The following is a 20,772-nucleotide window of genomic DNA, read 5'->3' as shown; positions in this document are numbered from 1 at the left end:
GGCCGTCTGAAAAATCATTTATTGCCATCCTTTCTGTTTCAGACGGCCTCTCATAAATAAATACGTAAAAAGGCAACACAATTTGTAGCCCCCATCACAAAGGCGTAAAATCCCTATCCATTCATATCCTATCAATATTTCCATGGAAACTTCCCTGCTGCTCGCCGAAAAAATTGCCCAGCTCACGCTGATTGTGTTAATGGGTATTGCCTTGGTGAAATCCAAACTGCTCAAACCGGCCGACAGCTATCCGCTTTCCGTGATTACGCTTTATCTCATCAGCCCTGCGGTGATGATTCACGCCTTCCAAGCCGATTATACACCCCAGATTCTAGACGGCTTGTGGCTTTCATTGAAACTTGCTTTGTTGTTTAACTTTTCGCTGATTGTGTTGGGCAAGCTTTTTGCCAAAATATTCAAGCTGGATATCCCGGAACAAGCCGCCGTGATTTACACCAATGCGGGCAATCTGATTATTCCGGTGGTATTGGCCGTGTTCGGCGCAGAATGGCTGATTTACACCGCAGGCTATTTGATTGTGCAGACCGTGTTATTCTGGACGCACCTGCGTGTGATGTTTGCCGGACGCGGCCAAATGTCGGTAAAAAAAATCTTCACCAACGTCAATATTTTGTCTATCGCCGTCGGCTTATTCATGTTTACCTTTCAAATCAAGCTGCCGAGCGTGGCGGACAGTGCACTGGCCAATGTCGGCAGCATGATCGGCCCGATTGCCATGATGATCGCCGGCATGCTGATTGCCTCGCTGCCGTTAAAAGAAATCATCGCCTCCAAACGCATCTATCTCGTTACCTTTCTGCGACTGATTCTGATGCCGCTGGTGTTGCTGGTGATGATCAAACTCTTCGGTCTCGCCGAGCAAAACGGCCACAACCAAACCGTGGTACTCATCAGCTTTTTGGCAACCGTCAGCTCATCCGCAGCCACAGTTACTCAAATGGCGGTGCTGTATCAAAAGAATCCGCAAAAAGCCAGTGCAATTTACGGCATCACTACCCTGTTTTGCGTGGTGAGTATGCCACTGATGATTGCGCTTTATCAGTGGGTGATTTGAATGGCTTGAATATAAAAAGGCCGTCTGAAAGCATATATTTTCAGACGGCCTTTTAACATTTAATAAAAAAACTCAATTAATTCTTAGACACCGGCACACCGCGCAGCGAGAAGGTATAAGCATCGGTGATTTCCAAATCAACCATTTGGTTAATCATCTCCGGCGTGCCGTTGAAATTGACCACGCGGTTGTTGGCGGTACGTGCCTGAAGCTGGTCAGGATCTTTTTTGGAAATGCCTTCGACCAAACAACGTTGCACGGTGCCGACCATGGTTTGGTTGATGCGGGCGGTTTCGGCTTCGATGACTTCGTTCAATGCTTCCAGACGGCGGACTTTTTCTTCGTGCGGCGTGTCGTCGTGCAGATTGGCGGCAGGCGTGCCGGGACGGGGGCTGTAAATAAAGACGAAACTCAAATCGAAGGCGATGTCTTTCACCAGCTTTAAGGTTTGCTCGAATTCGCGTTCGGTTTCGCCCGGAAAGCCGACGATAAAGTCGCTGCTCAAACACAAATCAGGGCGGATGGCGCGCAGTTTGCGGATGATGGATTTGTATTCCAAAGCGGTATAGCCGCGTTTCATGGCGCTCAACACGCGGTCGGAGCCGCTTTGGATCGGCAGGTGCAAATGCGACACCAGTTTCGGCAAATCGCGGTAACACTCGATAATCGAATCGGAAAACTCGCGCGGGTGGCTGGTGGTGAAACGCATACGCTCGATGCCGGGGATTTCATGCACAATGCGCAGCAGGGTGGCGAAGTCGCAGATTTCGCCGTTTTCCATCTCGCCGCGGTAGGCGTTCACATTTTGGCCTAACAAATTGATTTCTTTCACACCTTGTTGCGCCAGACCGGCAATTTCGGTCAACACGTCATTCAACGGGCGTGAAAATTCTTCGCCGCGGGTATAAGGCACCACGCAGAAACTGCAATATTTCGAACAGCCTTCCATAATGGAAATAAACGCGCTGCCGCCTTCCACACGCGCCGGCGGCAGATGGTCGAATTTTTCGATTTCGGGGAAGGAAATATCGACTTGGGCATGGCCGGTGGTTTCTTTGTCTACAATCATTTTCGGCAGGCGGTGCAGGGTTTGCGGACCAAAGACTACATCGACATAAGGCGCGCGCTTGATGATTTCCTCGCCCTCTTGCGATGCCACGCAGCCGGCCACGCCGATAATCAGGTCGGGATTTTTTTCTTTGAGTGGACGCACGCGGCCCAAATCGGAAAAGACTTTTTCCTGCGCTTTTTCGCGCACGGAACAAGTGTTGAACAAAATAATATCGGCTTGATCGGCTTGCGACACCTGCTCGATGCCGCCGTGTTCTTCCGCCAAAACGGCCAGCATTTTTTCGCTGTCGTATTCGTTCATCTGGCAACCGAACGTGCGGATAAAGACTTTTTTCATGGTTTGTGCTTTCTCAGGTAGCCCGTAATCGCGGGGCTGATTTATAAAACTTTCAGACGGCCTTTGAAGATTGCAAAGGCCGTCTGAAAGTGCGGTTCTCTCAATTTGATATATTTTAAAGCAACACGGTTTGCCTGTTGATATGAAAACAACCGTGTTTAGGTTTTAATTTGTTTTCAGACGGCCTGAAACTCACTGCGCCTGATTGTCTACGCGTTCGGCAAAGCTTTGCACTTCCCCTTCGGTCAGTACCCAAATTTCGCGAATTACGCCTGCGCCGTCTTGTTTCACGGCCAAGGGTTTACCGACTTGCGCGTTCAGACGGCCTAATACGATGAAGCGGTCGTTTTCATCGCGGATGCGCACAAACCGGGATAATTGGAAGCGTCCGGCATTGCCGTCAACCAAGCCCAAAGTGAGCAGTTTCGTCCACGAAAAGCCGCCGCTGCTCAATTTCACATACGGCAATTCGACTTGTTTCAACACCGCCACACTCATATCCGCAGGCACATCGCGCTGCGCCCAAGTCAGCGACGAACAAAGTAAAAGGCCGGCTGCCAGTAATCCTCGTAACATGATTTTTTCTAAGTATCGGTTAAGATGCGGGATTATAGCACAACCCAATGAAAAATGAATAGAGTGATTGTTTTTAAAGCATAATTTTCATATTCATCTGCATGAATTTGAAAGTGCACCGTGCATTTGGCTGCCTGAATCATGCCGTCTGAAACCGCTTATCCGCAAATCAATGTTAAAATAGCACTTTATTTTTCAGACGGCCTCACCCTTTCAGACGGCCTTTTTCAAAGGACACCAGCATGAACCGTAACGAAACCTTGTTCAACCGTGCCAAAGCCATTATTCCCGGCGGCGTGAATTCCCCCGTACGGGCATTCGGCAGCGTCGGCGGCATTCCCCGCTTTATCAAAAAAGCCGAAGGTGCTTATGTTTGGGACGAAAACGACACCCGCTACATCGATTACGTCGGCTCTTGGGGCCCTGCGATTGTCGGCCACGCCCACCCCGAAGTGATTGAAGCCGTGCGGGAAGCTTCATTGGGCGGACTGTCGTTCGGCGCACCGACCGAAGGCGAAATCGCCATCGCCGAAGAAATCGCCAAGCTGGTGCCGAGCGTCGAACAAGTGCGCTTGGTCAGCTCCGGCACCGAAGCCACCATGACCGCCATCCGTCTGGCACGCGGCTACACCGGCCGCGACAAAATCATCAAATTCGAAGGCTGCTACCACGGCCATTCCGACAGCCTCTTGGTCAAAGCCGGCAGCGGCCTCTTAACCTTCGGCAACCCGAGTTCCGCCGGCGTGCCGGCCGATTTCACCAAACACACTTTGGTACTCGAATACAACAACGTCGCCCAACTCGAAGAAACCTTCGCCCAACTCGGCGGCGAAATTGCCTGCGTGATTTTAGAACCCTTTGTCGGCAACATGAACTTGGTAAGGCCGTCTGAAAACTTCATCAAAGCCCTGCGTTCGCTGACCGAACAGCACGGTGCCGTATTGATTTACGACGAAGTGATGACCGGTTTCCGCGTGGCCTTGGGCGGCGCGCAATCGCTGCACGGCATCAAACCCGACCTCACCACCATGGGCAAAGTCATCGGCGGCGGTATGCCGTTGGCTGCTTTCGGCGGCCGCAAAGACATTATGGCCGCCATTTCCCCGCTCGGCGGCGTTTATCAGGCAGGCACCCTTTCCGGCAACCCGCTGGCCGTCGCCGCCGGCCTGAAAACGCTGGAAATCATCCAGCGCCACGGCTTCTATGAAAACCTGACCGCCCGTACCGGGCAACTGGTGCAAGGTTTCACCGCCGCTGCACAAGAAAACGGCGTGCAATTCACTGCCGACAGCGTCGGCGGTATGTTCGGCCTGTATTTCGCCGACCACACACCACAAAACTACGGCGACATGGCACGCAGCAACATCAATGCCTTCAAACATTTCTTCCACGGCATGTTGGAACGCAATGTTGCTTTCGGCCCATCGGCCTACGAAGCCGGTTTCGTGTCCGCCGCGCACACGCCGGAACTGATTGACGAAACCATCGCCATCGCGCGTGAAGTGTTTCAAACCATGGCGGAATAAGGTTTGATTTGGATTGAGTTGGAATGATAGAGGCCGTCTGAATAATATTGTTCAGACGGCCTTTTATTTTTATAGTGAATCCACTATATTTAAGTGTGAAAAGTTTGCCGGTGTCACTTATCCCAATGCCCGTTCCATCTTTTCTTTCTTCCCCACCGCATTCAACACCGCCACCGCAATAATCAAAAACACACCCACCGATTGCAATGCGCCCAATTGTTCGCCCAACAGGAACACCGCCAGCATAACCGCGGTAAACGGCTCAAACACAGTAAACACAGCGGCTTTGGCGGCAGACATTTTTTCCAAACCTTTGACAAATAAGCCGAATGCAATAATAGTGCCAACCAAAGACAAGGCAAACGCGGTCAGCCATACCGAAAAATCCAGCGCAGCCAATTGCACCAAGGTTTGGTGCGTAGCAGGCAGACACAGCAAAGCCAGTGCAGAAATGATCACCGATGTAAACAGCAACATCATCGGAGGCACACCCGTCATAACTTTTTTGCCCAACACGCCATAAAGCGCGTAGCAAATACCCGATCCCAGCCCAATCATAATCCCGACCGCATCAAAACTCATGCCGCCGGCCATGGTCAAGCCCACCCCCAGTGCAGCCACCACCGTAAGCATGGCAGCTTTCCGCGTAATCGGTTCACCCAACAGCATACGGCTGAAAATCAAGCTCCATACCGGTGCGGTATACAGTAAAGCCACCGCCAGCGACGAGCCGACTTTGGCTACTGCCGCAAAATACAGCAAACTCATGCCCAACATGCCAATGAGCGATTGAGCCGTCAGCATCGGTAAGCGCTTGATGTCCAATCCGCACAAAAAGCGCATGAAATAAGGCAGTAACAGCAGCAAAATCGCCGCCGCAATCACAATGCGCAAAGTCGCCACCTGCACACCGTCAAAACCGGCGCGGTTGAGCAAAATGCCTAAAAAACCGAGCGAACCCCAACACACCGCCGCCACAGTAATCTGAATCATGCCTATAGTCTGCTTCTCCATTTGTTCCTTTGTTATTGCTGCTGTATTTTTCCGTTATTATACAAATAAAGCCGCTTGATTTGAATCAAGACTGCGCGTTTTAGCGTTTTATTTTAAAGCCATGGAAAGATATAGTGGGTTCACTTTAAAAATAGGACAAGGCGGCGAGCCGAAGACAGTATAGATAATACGGCCGGGCGAACCAACGCCGTACTATTTTAAAGTGGATTCACTATAGTATATTGCACCGTCAATAATGCTTACATTTCTTGACGGTGCAACAATGCCTCCCTGATTTATTCAGGGCGTTTTTTATTTACATATGTATCGGACTTTGTCGAAGTCTTGGCCGTTGTGGCCAACAACATGAATGCCGTCACGGCCTGCTTACGCATGAGCGCGGCCAGTATCAGCTTGATTGAGGTTTGCCTTTTGCTTTCAGACGGCCTATTAAAGTCGGGAAAGGCGTTGCAACGATAGGCGGCAAGGCCGTCTGAAACTTCAGACGGCCTTATGTATCGCTTTATTTTTATGTACCAACCAACTTATCCGGCAAATGCGGCGGCAATCATTTCGGCGGTACGGTTGTCACTTTCACCATCAGCACCACTCACGCCTACGGCACCGACCATGCGGCCTTGGTGCAGCAACGGCATGCCACCTTGCCGGGCGGTGAGCTTATCGGCCGGGAAAATACGCGGCGCGGTTTGACCGCTAAAGTCGGCTAATTGCTTCGATGGGGCTTTCAGGTAAACAGCGGTTTTGGCTTTGTTGACGGCGGTATCGATGGAAATTAAAGCGGCTTCGTCCATGCGGGCAAAGGCAAGCAGATGACCACCGGCATCGACGATGGCTATGGCGAGATGAAGGTGTTTGTGCTCGGCGTATTCCATGCCGAATTGAATCAGTTTGTGCGCGGTTGCTAAGTTGATGTGCGCGCTGTGTGTGATTTTTTCCATAAGCTTCTCGGTCGGTGAATCGTCGGTCAACAGGTCAAGCGTGATTAAGCTTCTCAACGCTTATCATTTTTATTTGTGTGACTATATGATAAAACCAAGACCGTCTGAAAAATAGTGTTCAGACGGCCTTTTTCATTAATAAGCGATTTGGCATTATTCGGTATCGCTAACCGGTAATTCTGCCGAACCCATGCGCCGCAAGATAATGTTGGTTTTACCGTGCAGGCGTTTGCTTTTCGGGTTTTCGGCGTAAAACAAAGGCGCGGGTACGCGGGCGGCGAGCTTGGCGGCTTGCTGTTTGGTCAATTCGGCCGCCGGTTTTTTATAGAAATATTGCGACGCAGCTTCGGCACCAAACACGCCGTAATGCCATTCGATGGTATTGAGATACAGCTCGAAAATACGGTCTTTGTCGGTCACGGCTTCCATCATCGCGGTAATGGCGGCTTCTTCAGCTTTGCGGATATAGCTGCGGCTGTCGTTGAGAAACAGGTTTTTCGCCAATTGCTGGCTGATGGTCGAGCCACCGGCCTTCACTTCGCCGCTTTTTTGGTTGCGCTTGATGGCGTTTTGAATGCCGCTCCAATCAAAACCGTCGTGCGCGGCAAATTTGGCATCTTCCGAAGCAATCAGCGCTTTTTTCAGGTTGGTCGAAATGCGTTCATACGGCACCCATCGGTAATCCAGCGTTTCGCTGCGCCCTTCTTGCTGGAACTGGCCCATGCGCATGCTCATAAATGCAGTTTGGTGCGGCGCGACGGCGCGGTAAGTGATGATGTTGCCGTACACATACGCGTTGAACAAGATAAAGCCTGCCACCGGCAGCGCAATCAGCCATTTAAGAATGCGCAACATCACAAGTCTTTCATGTATTCAAACACAGGTTTGATGTCCGGCTCGAAACCGCGCCACAATTGGTAGGAAAACGCGGCCTGTCCGACCAGCATGCCCAAGCCGTCGGCGGTTTGGCGCGCGCCCGATTCGGCGGCAAATTTTAAAAACGGTTCGGAATCTTTGCCGTAAACCATGTCGTACGCCAAGGCACACACGCCGAACACGGCCGGTGCGATGTCTGGCAATTCGCCGCTTAAGCCGCCCGATGTGCCGTTGATGATAATGTCGAAATGGTTTTCCGGTAATTCACTCATGGCAATGGCGCGAATACCGAAGCGCCCGGCCACTTCTTCCGCTTTGGCATGGGTGCGGTTGGTGACGACGATTTCAGCCGGTTGATGGCCTTGCAATACCGGAATCACGCCGCGCACCGCGCCGCCTGCCCCAATCAGCAACACGCGTTTGCCCGCTACCGGCACGCCCTGTGCCTGAATGATGTCGTTAACCATGCCCACGCCGTCGCTATTGTCGCCGCGGAATTTGCCGTTGCCCAAAGGAATAATGGTGTTCACCGCACCGGCGGCCAAAGCGCGCTCGGAATGTTCGTCAACAAAATTGAAAGCATCCAATTTAAACGGCACGGTCACGTTTGCGCCCTGCCCGCCTTCGGCAAAAAATGCGGCAGCAGCTTCGGCAAATCCGCCGATTTCGGCATAAATGCGGTCGTAGTCAATGGCAACGTTTTCCTGTTTGGCAAATTCTTGATGGATTTGTGGCGATTTGCTGTGTTGCACAGGATTGCCGAATACGGCGTAACGCGGTTTGCTGCTCATGGTTGGTTTCCTTCACTCATCAGGAAAAAGCGTTATTATAACGGGATTTTGTCAGGATTAAAGAGCGGATGTTGCGTTAAATACCGCAAGTTGGCGTATTGTGCCGTTTGAGCAGCAAATTGTTGACAATCAGACCGTCTGAAATTATATTTCAAGCATTGGTTTGAATCGAGCAAAACACAGCGCAATGGTTATATTTACCGCTGTTTTCAGACGGCTCCAAACCTTCATGCACTATTTTTTAACGGCTACTGACAAGCCCTTAAACGTGATAAAATAGCCCACCCGATTTTTAATGCCTGCCGATCCGGTTTATTCAAATAAACATGCAACCAAATGCAGCTGCTGCGGCGCATGTTTATTTGGATTGGCTGATTTCCCTATTTTAGGAGCTTGAACATGTCTATTAAAGACGTTGTAAAACTGATTGAAGAAAGCGAAGCGCGCTTCGTTGATTTGCGTTTTACCGACACCAAAGGTAAACAACACCACTTTACCATTCCATCGCACATTGTATTGGAAGACCCTGAAGACTGGTTTGAAAACGGCCAAGCCTTTGATGGCTCTTCTATGGGCGGCTGGAAAGGCGTTCAGGCTTCCGACATGCAGTTGCGCCCGGATGCGTCAACTGCCTTTATCGACCCTTTTTACGATGACACCACCGTCGTGATTACCTGCGACGTCATCGATCCTGCCGACGGCCAAGGCTACGACCGAGACCCGCGTTCCATCGCCAAACGCGCCGAAGCCTACCTGAAATTTTCCGGCATCGGCGACACCGCCTTCTTCGGCCCCGAACCTGAATTTTTTGTATTTGACGGCGTGGCATTTGAAACCGCCATGCATAAAACCCGTTACGAAATCACTTCCGAAAGCGGCGCATGGTCAAGCGGTGCCCGCCTCGACGGCCAAAACACCGGCCACCGCCCGATGGTCAAAGGCGGCTACGCGCCTGTGGCACCGGTTGATCAAGGCCAGGACTTGCGTTCGGCTATGGCCAACATTTTGGAAGAAATCGGCATTGAAGTCGAAGTGCATCACGGCGAAGTAGGCACCGGTTCGCAAATGGAATTAGGCACCAAATTCGGCACCTTAGTCCGTCGCGCCGACCAAACCCAAGACATGAAATACGTGATTTGGAACGTGGCACACAACTTCGGTAAAACCGCCACTTTCATGCCGAAACCGATTATGGGAGACAACGGATCGGGTATGCACGTGCACCAATCGATTTGGAAAGACGGCCAAAACCTGTTTGCCGGTGACGGCTATGCGGGTTTGAGCGAAACCGCGCTCTACTACATCGGCGGCATCATCAAACACGCCAAAGCCCTGAACGCTATTTGTAACCCATCAACCAACTCGTACAAACGCTTGGTGCCACACTTTGAAGCACCGGTAAAACTGGCTTACTCAGCGAAAAACCGCTCGGCCTCTATCCGCATTCCATCGGCGAACAGCGTGAAAGCCCGCCGCATAGAAGCACGCTTCCCTGACCCGACGGCCAACCCTTACTTGTGTTTCGCCGCCTTACTGATGGCCGGCTTGGACGGTATCCAAAACAAAATCCACCCGGGCGATCCGGCAACCAAAAACCTCTACGACCTGCCGCCGGAAGAAGACGCTTTGGTGCCGACCGTGTGCGCCTCTTTAGACGAAGCCTTGGCTGCGTTGAACGAAGACCACGAATTCCTGACCCGCGGCGGCGTGTTCAGCAAAGACTGGATTGAGAGCTACATCGCCTTCAAAGAAGAAGATGTCCGCCGCATTCGCATGGCACCTCACCCGCTGGAATTTGAGATGTATTACAGCCTGTAATCAAATTAAACTCTGATTAAACCAAGGCCGTCTGAACCGTTTTATTATCGAAATGTTTCAGACGGCTTTTACTTAATCAATCAAAAACTGCAACCTTTGGCCAAATCCCAGATTTGAGCGTTATTTTAAAGTTAGCGCAGTACAGAAGGCGAAAACATAGCACTTAAAATGCTAAAATATTGATTAGTATAGCGAACCCACTATACATAACGAAAACATATACCAAAGATAGCGGAGATTAAGCAAAGGTCTCTGCTTATTATCTTAATCAACAGAAAAAGCCCTGCATGCAACCATACAGGGCTTTTTTTATCTTTCAACAGCAACCGCCTCCGCTTTTGATTCGGCAATACTCGATAAACTGCGCCCGAGTCATCACCGGCGTATTCGGATTATATTTGCGTTGTTGGGCAACGTAGCGGTCATAATCGGGAATACCGGCCATATAATTGGCAGCAATACAAAAGCTTTTATGCACTTTTTTCAGACGGCCTATTAAAGGATGATTAAGCAATTTTCTCATTGGTTTGAACCTCGTCACGGTAAACGGCAGGAACCTCCTTAGCAGTCGGCCAAGCCACTTTACGCGCTTTCATGGCAGTCATCAAGCCGTAGATGGCGATGAAAATCACAACCAGCATAAATGCCGCACACAAGCCTGAGTTGACATAGTCGTTGAAGACAATCTGCCCCATTTGCGCCACGTCTTTGGCCGGCGCCAACACTTCGCCGCGGGCAGCTGCTTCACGGTATTGCGCAGCGTGTGCCAAGAAGCTGACACGCGGGTCGGAATCAAACAGTTTCTGCATGGAAGCCACGGCGGTTACAATCAACAAGCCCAAGGCCGGCACCAACGGCACCCACACATAATGCTCTTTTTTCATTTTCACCAACACAACCGCTACCATAATCAATGCCATACCGGCGAGCATTTGGTTACCGATACCGAATAAAGGCCACAGCGAATTGATGCCGCCCAGCGGGTCGGTTACACCGGTATACAGGAAGTAGCCCCATGCGCCGACGGTTAAGAAAGTCGCCACCAGATTCGAGAACATGCCCTGACCGGTGCCTAAAGGTTTCACAAAAATACCCAGCAAATCTTGCACCATAAAACGTGAAGTACGGGTACCCGCATCCACCGCAGTCAAAATAAACATGGCTTCAAACAACAGCGCAAAATGATACCAGAAAGCCATCATTGCTTCGCCCGGAATCAGTTGGCTCATGATATGTGCCATACCGACTGCTAAAGTCGGCGCACCGCCGGCGCGGGACAGAATCGAATTCTCACCTACTTCACGCGCGGTATCGGCCAAAGTTGCCGCATCCACCGGAATTTGCAGATGGGTGGTGATGGCATGTGCCGCGGTTGCAGGGTCGGTACCAATCAAGGCTGCCGGGCTGTTCATGGCGAAGTACACGCCGGGCTCCAAAACGCAAGCCGCTGCCAAAGCCATAACGGCGACGAAACTTTCCATCAACATACCGCCATAACCGATGGCGCGGACGTGGGTTTCGTTTTCAATCATTTTAGGTGTCGTACCGGAAGAAATCAGCGCATGGAAACCGGATACCGCACCACAAGCAATGGTAATGAATAAGAACGGGAACAGCTTACCTGAAAATACCGGGCCGGTACCGTCGATAAAGTGGGTCACGGCCGGCATTTTCAGCACAGGACCAACCACAATAATACCGATGGCCAACGCAATAATGGTACCGATTTTCAGGAAAGTCGCCAGATAATCGCGCGGAGTCATCAAAAACCACACCGGCAACAGCGAAGAAATACCGCCATACAGCATAATGCCGAAGGCCAATTGCACGCCGTTTAAGTCGAACCAAGGACCAATTGCGCTTTCGGCCACATGGTTACCGAAAATCACTGCACTCATCATGGCGATAAAGCCGACAATTGCGATTTCACCCAAACGGCCCGGGCGGATAAAGCGGGCGTAAAAACCCATAAACAGCGCAATCGGCACAGTCACGGCAATGGTAAACGTACCCCAAGGGCTGTGGGTCAGCGCTTTCACCACGATCAAGGCCAATACCGACGTGATGATGATCATAATCATCAGAATACCGATAGATGCAATCACACCGGCGGCAGTACCCAATTCTTGTTTGATGATGTCGCCCAAGGATTTACCGTCGCGGCGCATAGACACAAACAATACCATCATATCCTGCACGGCACCGGCCAATACCACGCCGAAAATAATCCACAACGTGCCCGGCAGGTAACCCATTTGCGATGCCAACACAGGACCTACCAACGGACCTGCGCCGGCAATCGCAGCAAAGTGGTGACCGAACAATACTTTTTTATCGGTCGGCACATAATCGACACCGTTGTTGTTGCGTTCCGCCGGTGTCATACGGCGTGTGTCCAATTCCAAAATATTTTTACAGATATAAAGGCTGTAAAAACGATAGGCAATACAATACACCGATACCGCAGCCACCACCAGCCAAATAGCACTGACGTGTTCGCCGCGGCTGAGCGCTAAAGTGGCGAAAGCAAATACCCCTGCCAACACCACCAAGCCCCATATCAGAAACGATTTCAACGCTTTCATGACATGTCCTTTTAAAATGTTAAGAAATAAACAAGAATATTATATAAATAAATATAGAAATTCAAAAGTTAAAATATTTATTATATAAAACATGGTATTATTAAATAAATATTTATTTTGACAAATACTAACATATTTATACGACTACACAATATTACATAAAAAGAAATATGCTTTAAATCAAACTTCGTTGAAATATTCACTTAATTCACTTAATCGGCAACATATCACAAAGAGACTCCGCCCAAATAATATAGTCAGCACCGGCCATATCGCCGCGTTCGCCTCTGTTATAATCATATCCATTTACACCCGCTTAACACCTTGACATGACAACAAATATCCTACCCGCACGCCGCCTTTCCGTGGCCCCCATGCTCGACTGGACCGATCGCCACTACCGCCACATGGCACGCCAAATCACGCAAAACACTTGGCTTTACAGCGAAATGATCAACTCCGGCGCGATTGTGTATGGCGACAAAAACCGATTTCTCATGTTTAACGAAGGCGAAAATCCCGTTGCGCTGCAACTGGGCGGCAGTGAACCTGCCGATCTGGCCAAAGCTGCCAAAGCAGTGGAAGAATACGGCTATGACGAAGTCAATCTCAACTGCGGCTGCCCCAGCCCACGCGTGCAAAAAGGCGCATTCGGCGCATGTTTGATGAATGAAGTTGATTTAGTGGCCGATTGCTTAAACGCCATGCAAGATGCCGTGCAGATTCCGGTCACAATCAAACACCGCATCGGTGTCGACCGCCAAACCGAATACCAAACCGTAGCCGATTTTGTCGGCACCCTGCGTGACAAAACCGCCTGCAAAACCTTTATCGTCCACGCCCGCAATGCATGGCTCGACGGCTTATCACCCAAAGAAAACCGCGAAGTCCCGCCGCTGAAATACGACTACGTTTACCGCCTGAAACAAGAATTCCCCGATCTGGAAATCCTGATTAACGGCGGCATCACCACCAACGAACAAATCGCCGAACATCTCCAACACGTTGACGGCGTGATGATTGGCCGCGAGGCTTACCACAACCCGATGGTGATGCGCGAATGGGATCAACTGTTTTACGGCAGCAGCCACGCCCCCATCGAATACGCCGACTTGGTGCAACGCCTGCTTACCTACAGCCAAGCGCAAATCCAAAGCGGCCGCGGCACCATCTTGCGCCACATCGCCCGCCACAGCTTAGGCTTGATGCACAGCCTCAAAGGCGCACGTACTTGGCGACGTATGCTCTCCGATGCCACACTACTCAAAGACAACGACGGCACACTGATCCTGGAAGCATGGCACGAAGTGGAAAAAGCCAACCGGTTTGGGTTGAGTGAATAAATCATAAAATGCCGTCTGAAAATTCAATTTCAGACGGCATTTTTATTCTTAAGGCATATCGTTTAATTTCAAACGATATTTTCCTAAGCCCTTCTTTATGCTTGCCAAGCTATTTGAATTCCGCTACTCTTAGCGTGCAATTTTGATAAAAATACGCATTCAAATGTTCATGCCGATTTATCGTATTTAAGATGGTATCGGACACTTGAAAAGCTTTATCGGACATTCTGCTTTTCTATGAGCAAACGTCCTTTTACCATAGAGGAAAAGATCATGAAATTCAAACGTTCCGCTGCCATTGCAGCCGCAGCATTACTTGCCCTGACCGCTTGTTCCGACAACGGTAAATCCGCCGGCAGTGCACCAAAAGAAAATGCCGCTGCCGCCGCTGCCGACAAGCTGCAAACCAAATTTGTCACCATCGCTACAGGAGGCGCATCCGGCCCTTACAATATCTTGGCCACTTCTTTAGCCGAAGCCTATACCAAAGAATTCGGCGTCAATTCCAAAACCCAAACTACCGGGGCTTCAGTCGAAAATATCAACCTAATCAATCAGAAAAAAGCCGAAATGGCCTTTGTGATGAGTGATGTATTGAGCGATGCGGTCAACGGCCAAAACAGCTTTAAAGAAAAAATCGGCAGCGTTTCGCAAATTGCTGCGTTGTATCCGAACTATGTTCAAGTCGTGGCTTCGGCCAAATCCGGCATTAAAACTCTGGAAGACTTACGCGGCAAACGTGTGGCCGTGGGCGCGCAAAATTCCGGCGTTGAAGTGAACGCACGCAACCTGATTAACGGTTTCGGGATGACCTACGATGATTTGAAAATCGATTATTTGGGCTACGCCGAGGCAGCCGATGCACTGAAGGCCGGCAAAATCGATGCCGCATTTTTAACCAGCGGCTTGCCAAACTCGTCGCTGATGGAATTGCAGCAAGGTTTCGATTTGCAACTGGTCTCCATCCCTGCCGACAAAATCAGAGAAATCGCCAAAGACAAACCTTATTTCGTGGCGATGAATATTCCGAAAGGTACCTACGGCAACGCCGAAGACATACCGACCGCCGCCATCCGCAATGCTTTGGTGGTGAGTAGCGAATTGAGCGAAGACGATGTGTATAAGCTGACCAAATCATTCTTTGCCAACCTGGGCGTGTTGCAAACTGCACACCAAGCAGCTAAGGAAATCGACCCGGCCACTGCCAAAGAAGGCTTTGTCGCTCCAATGCATCCGGGTGCGAAAAAGTATTTTGACGAAGCCAAATAAGCGTTTTGTGTTTCAGACGGCCTCCGGTAGTCATCAGGCCGTCTGAACTGTTTCACGCTTAAGCTTTTATTTTGATTAATCAACATGATAATAAGTTTTCAGACGGCCTGATTATCACATGCCGTCTGAAAAACCGGATCTGTCCTTTCCCTGCCTATGCTGCGTTTCATGACCGCCGTTTTGCTGATTGCTGCCACCGGCTTTATGCTTTGGCCGCAGGCTGCCGTGGAAATATCGTTGCAGGGCAGGCAATGTTATCTGCCACCTGAATTTACGCTGCAATGGCGGCACTCGGTCGAACACCAGCTTTGGCGCGAATCATACCGTTCCGATGGCAAAAAGCTGCACTTAACGCGCACGCAAATGCAGACTTTCGGTGCCGGTATGCCTTCGGACGGCCTGCCTGTTGCCGCCGATAAAGGCTTTGTGGCACAGCAAGGCCGTCTGAAACTGCTCGAATTAAATTGGACGGTTTCGCGCAATATGCAGGGTGAAATCCATGTTGACGGGCAGATTTGGCCGCTGGCTGCCAGCCTGCCCGATTATACTGCCGTGCGCCTCGCTCCCATTAAGAAGCCGCGCATCTTTATTTATTTTGGACACTGTTTATGACCGAACCTCTGAAAACCGATACTGCACCCGACAGCCAAGAGATTTTAGAAAAATACGACCGCGAATCGGTAACGCGTACCCTGCAAAACTCAACCGTACGCTACATCATCGGTGCGATTGCGGTGTTGTATTCGCTGTTCCACGTTTACATTACCTTTTTTCCCATGCCCACGCTGCTGCAACGCTCGATTCACGTTGCCGCCGGCTGTGCGCTGATTTTCCTGATTTATCCTCCGGCTCAAAAAAGCAGCCGCCAAAAAGTGGTTTGGTATGATTGGCTGTGGTTTGTCGCCGCATTCTCCGGCGCCGGCTATCTGATATGGCAATACGACGCAATTATGACCGTGCGCGGCGGCATTCCGAACACGCTCGATATCGTGTTTTCGATGATCACCACGGTTGTCGTGATCGAAGCCGCACGCCGCATTACCGGCTGGATTTTACCGGTGTTTGCGCTGCTCTTCTTAGCTTATCCGTTTATCAGCCATATGGATTTCATGCCCGACCGCCTGCTCACCCGGCCTTATGATTTGGGTGATATTTTCGGCCAACTTTACCTGAAAACAGAAGGTCTGTACTCCACTGCCATCGGTGCATCGGTAACGTTTATTTTCCTGTTTATCCTGTTCGGCGCATTTTTGGCGCGTTCCGGTATGGGGCAATTGTTTAACGATATGGCGCTTGCATTGGCCGGACACAAACAGGGCGGCCCTGCCAAAGTGGCGGTGATTTCCAGCGGTTTTATGGGCAGCATCAACGGTGCTGCGGTGGCCAATGTGGTCGGCACGGGTGCATTTACCATTCCGTTGATGAAGAAAATCGGTTACCACCGAGATTTTGCAGGTGCGGTTGAAGCCAGCGCATCGGTGGGCGGCCAGATTCTGCCGCCGATTATGGGGGCGGCTGCGTTCATCATGGCTGAAACAACAGGCGTGAAATACAGTACCATTGCGTTGGCGGCACTGTTGCCCGCTCTGCTTTACTATTTGGGCGTGATTGCGCAAGTGCATTTCCGCGCCGGCAAACGCGACTTGAAAGGCATTCCGAAAGCCGATTTACCACGGTTGAAAGAAGTATTGAAAGCACGCGGCCATATGCTGCTGCCGATTGTCGCACTGGTAGTCATGTTGGCCGAATCCGTGCCGGTGGGCTATGCCGCGGCTTATACCATTGCGATTACGGTCGTCGTCAGCTGGCTGCGCCCGCAAACCCGTATGGGCTGGCGCGATATTTTGGCCGCCTTGGAAGACGGTGCCAAACAATCGCTGTCGGTGATGGCGGCATGTGTGGTGGTGGGCATTGTGATTGGCGTGGTCAACCTCACCAGCTTCGGCACGGTAATGACTTCTTCCATCGTTACCTTGGGTGCAGGTTCGCTGTTTTTCACCCTGTTTCTGACCATGATAGCCTCGATGATTTTGGGCATGGGCTTGCCGTCGATTCCGGCCTACATCATCACCGCAACCATGGCTGCCCCTGCGCTGGCTTCGTTTGACGTACCGGTATTGGTGGCGCATATGTTTGTGTTCTATTTCGGTATTTTCGCCAACATCACCCCGCCTGTGGCTTTGGCTGCTTTTGCCGGTGCAGGCATTGCGGGTGGAGACCCGATGAAAACGGGTTTCCAATCGCTCAAATTGGCGCTGGCCGGATTTATCGTGCCGTTTATGTTTGTGTATAACCCGAATATGCTGATGATTGACGTGGCCGGCACCGCCGTAACCGCCACCGAATTCCCGCTGCCGCATTGGTGGACAATTGTATCGGTAAGCATCACTTCCATTGTCGGCGTATTGAGTTTGTCGGCCGCCGTGGAGGGTTGGTTTAAAACCGGCATTCCGACATGGCAACGTCTGCCGTTGGCTGCCGGCGGCCTGATGATGATTGTGCCGGAACTGACGACCGATTTAATCGGTATCGCCATGGTTGCCGCCATCTTGGGCTTGAATATTTGGGCGGCGAAAAAACAAATCAAAGCTGCTTAATCGCTGAAATAAACAGGCCGTCTGAAAACTGCGTTTTCAGACGGCCTGTTTTCATCAAAATCCGCTACAATGCTTCGCATAAAGCCATCAAAAACCAAAGGAGGAGCCATGCTGAACCGCCCGATTCCGAAAATTTTCCTGTTCGTTCCCGCCACACGTCCTGAGCGGATTGCCAAAGCGTTTGCCAGCGGTGCGGACGAAGTGATTGCAGACTGGGAAGATACGGTCGCACCGGAAGACAAAGCCGCCGCCCGCACCAACATCGCCGAATATTGCCGCCAGACCGGTCAGCCTTCGGTATGGATCAGAATCAATAATCCGCGCAGCGCGTTTTATGCGGACGATGTGGCGGCACTAAAGACTATGCCTGAAATCAAAGGGATACTGCTTTCCAAAACCGTTCGCGCCGACGAAATTTCTTCGCTGTACCATGCCGCCGGCAAGCCGGTTATCGCCGACATCGAATCGGCGCAAGGCATGGCCGATATGGGGCAATTGGCGCGTTCAGACGGCCTGTTCGCACTCACCTACGGCTGCTTGGATTTGGCCAATGACTTGGGCATGAGCTACGGCACCGCCGCCGCGCAAACCGTGTTCGACCGTTTGCGCACCGACATGCTGCTGCACAGTCGCATCAACAACCTGCATCCGCCCATCGAAACCACCTTCCCCGATTTCAACGACCACGAAGCCAACCGCCGCAATGCCGAATACTGGCGCGACATGGGTTTCGGCGGGGTTTTGTGTATCCACCCGAAACAAGTTGCTGCGGTAAAAGAAGCGTTAAGGCCGTCTGAAAACTTGTTGGCTTTTGCGGCCAAAGTCGTTGCCGAAGCAGAACACAACGGCCAAGCAGTTTTCCAAGTGGACGGGCAAATGATTGATGCGCCGGTTATCGAGCGGGCAAAATGGATTTTGCGACAAAGCTAACGTTCAGACGGCCTGATATTTTTATTCATGCCGTCTGAAATCACTTTGCTGATAACCATCTCATCCGCTTATCTTTACAGATAGCTTGCGAATAACCGTTTGGCCGTCTGAATATCCTCCGTTCACTCACACATAACCATATTCCGCCGCTGCCGTTCCGTGCTAGAATTGCCTTGTTTGATGGCAGCAAACGGCCATCCCGATATCTACTTTTCGCAGAAGCCCGCATTTTCTGCCAAGGAACATACATGAACATCGAGACCCTTCCACTATCCGGCGGCAACATCGGCATCGAGCGTGAAAGCTTGCGCACCACCGCCGACGGCCACCTTGCCGGAACACGCCACCCGGAAGCCTTGGGCAACGTCTATACCCATCCGAACATCACCATCGATTATGGCGAAGCGTTGTTGGAACTGGTTACCGATCCGCATCAATCCCCGAAAGCCGTGTACCGGCAGCTTCTGGAATTACACCAATTCAGCGCGCAAAACATCGGTGAAGAACGCATGTGGGCGGCCAGCATGCCTTGCCGTCTGCCCGACAACCCCGAACACATCGAAATCGGCTACTTCGGCCAAAGCAACGGCGCGAAATTGAAACGCCTTTACCGCGTCGGCCTTTCTTACCGCTACGGTCGCACCATGCAAATGATTGCCGGCGTGCATTTCAACTATTCGCCTCCGGAAAACTTGTGGGCAGCCTTAGCCGAGCAAGAAGGCGTGGAACCGACCGACGCTTGGCGCAACGAACGCTACATGGGCATGATTCGCAACATCCAGCGCCACGGCTGGCTGATTTGCCACCTGTTCGGCGCCGCCCCTGCCTGCGACCAAAGTTTCCAACCGGCGCAAAATGTGCTCGACCGTCTGCACGAGCAAAGCTTTACCTGGAAAAACGCCACTACCCTGCGCATGAGCCAGCTCGGCTACCAAAACAAAGTCGATTTCAGCGTCAGCTTCAATCATTTGAACGAATACGTCCGCGATTTGGGTGCGGCAGTGCTGACTCCGGCGCCGGTGTACGAATACTTAGGTTTGCGCGGCCCGGCCGGTTCTTACCGCCAAATCAGCACCAATATCCTGCAAATCGCCAACGAATATTACAGCGGCGCACGTCCGAAACAAGTGATGAAAAAAGGCGAACTGCCGATCAGCGCCTTGAGCGCACGCGGTATTGCCTATATCGAATTGCGCCTGCTCGACAACAATCCGTATGACCCTGCTGGCATCAGCCTGGAACAAATCCATTTCTTGGAAGGCTTTATGCTGTGGTGTTTGCTGAAAGATTCGCCCGCATTTACCACCGCCGACTACAACGAAGCCAACCACAACCGCCTGCGCACCGCCTGCTTGGGCTTGAGCGAAGGGTTCAGCCTGTTTAAAAACGGCCGCAGCATTTCCGCGCAAGATTGGGCGGATGAAATCCTGCACGAAATCCTGCCGATTGCCGAGCGCCTTGACCAAAGTTCTGCAAACATCGGCTACCGCGAAGCCGTACAAAACCAAATCCGCGCCAACAGCGGCGAAACCCTGCGCCTGCCGCAACGTGTACAAGCCGAAATGGCCGGACAAGAGTTCCTGCCGTGGGCAATGGCCTTGACCGCGCAACATTTGGAAACCTTAAAGCAACCGCTGCCAGAAGACGTACAAGCCGAACTGGAAGCGCAAAGCCAACAATCCTTGCAGGAATTTGCCGAAATCGAAGCGAAGGCCGCCGATGAAATCCCGTTTGACGACTATTTGGCCAACTATTTCAATCCGCTGCATGAGTGTTTGGCGAAATTAACGGTTTAACAGCAATTAATAAAACCATGCCGTCTGAACGTTTCAGACGGCATGGTTTTTCTTTATCTGAATCAATCAGATTACAAAAGAATAAGATAAATTTTATCCGATAAAAGGCTAAGATCTTTGCCCCATGAACAACCAGTAAAAAACAGAAAGATCGTCATTCCCGCCTACGCGGGAATGATGTCGATTTTATGTGCGCCGGTATTTGAAGAAGCTTTACACCGCTACCAAAC

Annotated in this window: 17 protein-coding genes; 9 read left to right on the top strand and 8 right to left on the bottom strand. The window is 51.2% G+C overall.

Annotated features, from left to right (window positions below; all coding sequences use genetic code 11):
* Window positions 1–142: 142 nt before the first annotated feature.
* Window positions 143–1,075: an AEC family transporter gene (locus tag H4O27_RS02805; RefSeq protein ID WP_165008435.1), complete on the top strand. Its 933-nt coding sequence runs from the start codon at window positions 143–145 to the stop codon at window positions 1,073–1,075.
* A 76-nt stretch (window positions 1,076–1,151) separates the two neighbouring features.
* On the opposite strand, the gene miaB is transcribed toward H4O27_RS02805, so the two are convergent.
* Together miaB and H4O27_RS02795 are read right to left on the bottom strand one after the other, a co-directional pair.
* A complete protein-coding gene (gene miaB / locus H4O27_RS02800; RefSeq protein ID WP_165008437.1) occupies window positions 1,152–2,483 on the bottom strand; it encodes a tRNA (N6-isopentenyl adenosine(37)-C2)-methylthiotransferase MiaB in 1,332 nt (443 codons plus the stop codon).
* 192 nt (window positions 2,484–2,675) lie between these two features.
* Window positions 2,676–3,059, bottom strand: a complete 384-nt coding sequence (locus H4O27_RS02795; protein ID WP_165008439.1) for a hypothetical protein — start codon at window positions 3,057–3,059, stop codon at window positions 2,676–2,678.
* A gap of 242 nt (window positions 3,060–3,301) precedes the next feature.
* Here H4O27_RS02795 and hemL point away from each other — a divergent pair, with 242 nt between their 5' ends.
* Window positions 3,302–4,585, top strand: coding sequence for a glutamate-1-semialdehyde 2,1-aminomutase (gene hemL, locus H4O27_RS02790; protein ID WP_165008441.1), 1,284 nt, complete (start codon window positions 3,302–3,304; stop codon window positions 4,583–4,585).
* A 117-nt stretch (window positions 4,586–4,702) separates the two neighbouring features.
* Here the strand turns inward: hemL and H4O27_RS02785 are convergent, their stop codons facing one another.
* The 4 genes from H4O27_RS02785 to aroE all read right to left on the bottom strand — a co-directional run bounded on the left by H4O27_RS02785 (window position 4,703) and on the right by aroE (window position 8,204).
* A complete protein-coding gene (locus H4O27_RS02785; protein ID WP_165008443.1) occupies window positions 4,703–5,599 on the bottom strand; it encodes a DMT family transporter in 897 nt (298 codons plus the stop codon).
* 524 nt (window positions 5,600–6,123) lie between these two features.
* Window positions 6,124–6,537 carry a GlcG/HbpS family heme-binding protein gene (locus H4O27_RS02780; protein WP_165008444.1) on the bottom strand — a complete coding sequence of 138 codons (414 nt, stop codon included), beginning with the start codon at window positions 6,535–6,537 and terminating at the stop codon, window positions 6,124–6,126.
* A 153-nt stretch (window positions 6,538–6,690) separates the two neighbouring features.
* Window positions 6,691–7,392, bottom strand: coding sequence for a monofunctional biosynthetic peptidoglycan transglycosylase (gene mtgA / locus H4O27_RS02775; RefSeq protein ID WP_165008446.1), 702 nt, complete (start codon window positions 7,390–7,392; stop codon window positions 6,691–6,693).
* Window positions 7,392–8,204 (bottom strand): shikimate dehydrogenase, encoded by an 813-nt coding sequence (gene aroE / locus H4O27_RS02770; protein ID WP_165008448.1) that lies wholly within the window; start codon window positions 8,202–8,204, stop codon window positions 7,392–7,394. Before aroE ends, mtgA begins: the two co-directional genes overlap by 1 nt.
* Before the next feature lie 399 nt (window positions 8,205–8,603).
* On the opposite strand from aroE, the gene glnA reads away from it, so the two are divergent.
* The gene (gene glnA / locus H4O27_RS02765; protein ID WP_165008450.1) at window positions 8,604–10,022 is read left to right on the top strand and encodes a type I glutamate--ammonia ligase; all 1,419 of its coding nucleotides are present in this window, start codon (window positions 8,604–8,606) and stop codon (window positions 10,020–10,022) included.
* A 316-nt stretch (window positions 10,023–10,338) separates the two neighbouring features.
* On the opposite strand, the gene H4O27_RS02760 is transcribed toward glnA, so the two are convergent.
* Window positions 10,339–10,545, bottom strand: coding sequence for a CstA-like transporter-associated (seleno)protein (locus tag H4O27_RS02760; RefSeq protein ID WP_165008452.1), 207 nt, complete (start codon window positions 10,543–10,545; stop codon window positions 10,339–10,341).
* Window positions 10,529–12,607: a carbon starvation CstA family protein gene (locus H4O27_RS02755; RefSeq protein ID WP_165008454.1), complete on the bottom strand. Its 2,079-nt coding sequence runs from the start codon at window positions 12,605–12,607 to the stop codon at window positions 10,529–10,531. The genes H4O27_RS02760 and H4O27_RS02755 overlap by 17 nt, the downstream gene beginning before the upstream one ends.
* A gap of 329 nt (window positions 12,608–12,936) precedes the next feature.
* On the opposite strand from H4O27_RS02755, the gene dusA reads away from it, so the two are divergent.
* From dusA to gshA, 6 genes are all read left to right on the top strand, one after another.
* Window positions 12,937–13,950, top strand: coding sequence for a tRNA dihydrouridine(20/20a) synthase DusA (gene dusA / locus H4O27_RS02750; RefSeq protein WP_165008456.1), 1,014 nt, complete (start codon window positions 12,937–12,939; stop codon window positions 13,948–13,950).
* A gap of 273 nt (window positions 13,951–14,223) precedes the next feature.
* Window positions 14,224–15,219, top strand: a complete 996-nt coding sequence (locus H4O27_RS02745; RefSeq protein ID WP_165008458.1) for a TAXI family TRAP transporter solute-binding subunit — start codon at window positions 14,224–14,226, stop codon at window positions 15,217–15,219.
* Between the two features lie 168 nt (window positions 15,220–15,387).
* The gene (locus H4O27_RS02740; protein WP_165008460.1) at window positions 15,388–15,831 is read left to right on the top strand and encodes a DUF1850 domain-containing protein; all 444 of its coding nucleotides are present in this window, start codon (window positions 15,388–15,390) and stop codon (window positions 15,829–15,831) included.
* The gene (locus H4O27_RS02735) at window positions 15,828–17,816 is read left to right on the top strand and encodes a TRAP transporter permease (RefSeq protein ID WP_165008463.1); all 1,989 of its coding nucleotides are present in this window, start codon (window positions 15,828–15,830) and stop codon (window positions 17,814–17,816) included. Before H4O27_RS02740 ends, H4O27_RS02735 begins: the two co-directional genes overlap by 4 nt.
* A 108-nt stretch (window positions 17,817–17,924) precedes the next feature.
* Window positions 17,925–18,746: an HpcH/HpaI aldolase/citrate lyase family protein gene (locus H4O27_RS02730; RefSeq protein WP_165008465.1), complete on the top strand. Its 822-nt coding sequence runs from the start codon at window positions 17,925–17,927 to the stop codon at window positions 18,744–18,746.
* Window positions 18,747–18,994: 248 nt separating this feature from the next.
* Window positions 18,995–20,542: a glutamate--cysteine ligase gene (gene gshA / locus H4O27_RS02725; protein WP_165008467.1), complete on the top strand. Its 1,548-nt coding sequence runs from the start codon at window positions 18,995–18,997 to the stop codon at window positions 20,540–20,542.
* The last annotated feature ends 230 nt before the right edge of the window (window positions 20,543–20,772 follow it).

This window comes from Neisseria yangbaofengii, assembly GCF_014898075.1.
Lineage (GTDB): Bacteria > Pseudomonadota > Gammaproteobacteria > Burkholderiales > Neisseriaceae > Neisseria > Neisseria yangbaofengii.
This window is presented reverse-complemented; position numbering and strand designations above follow the sequence as displayed.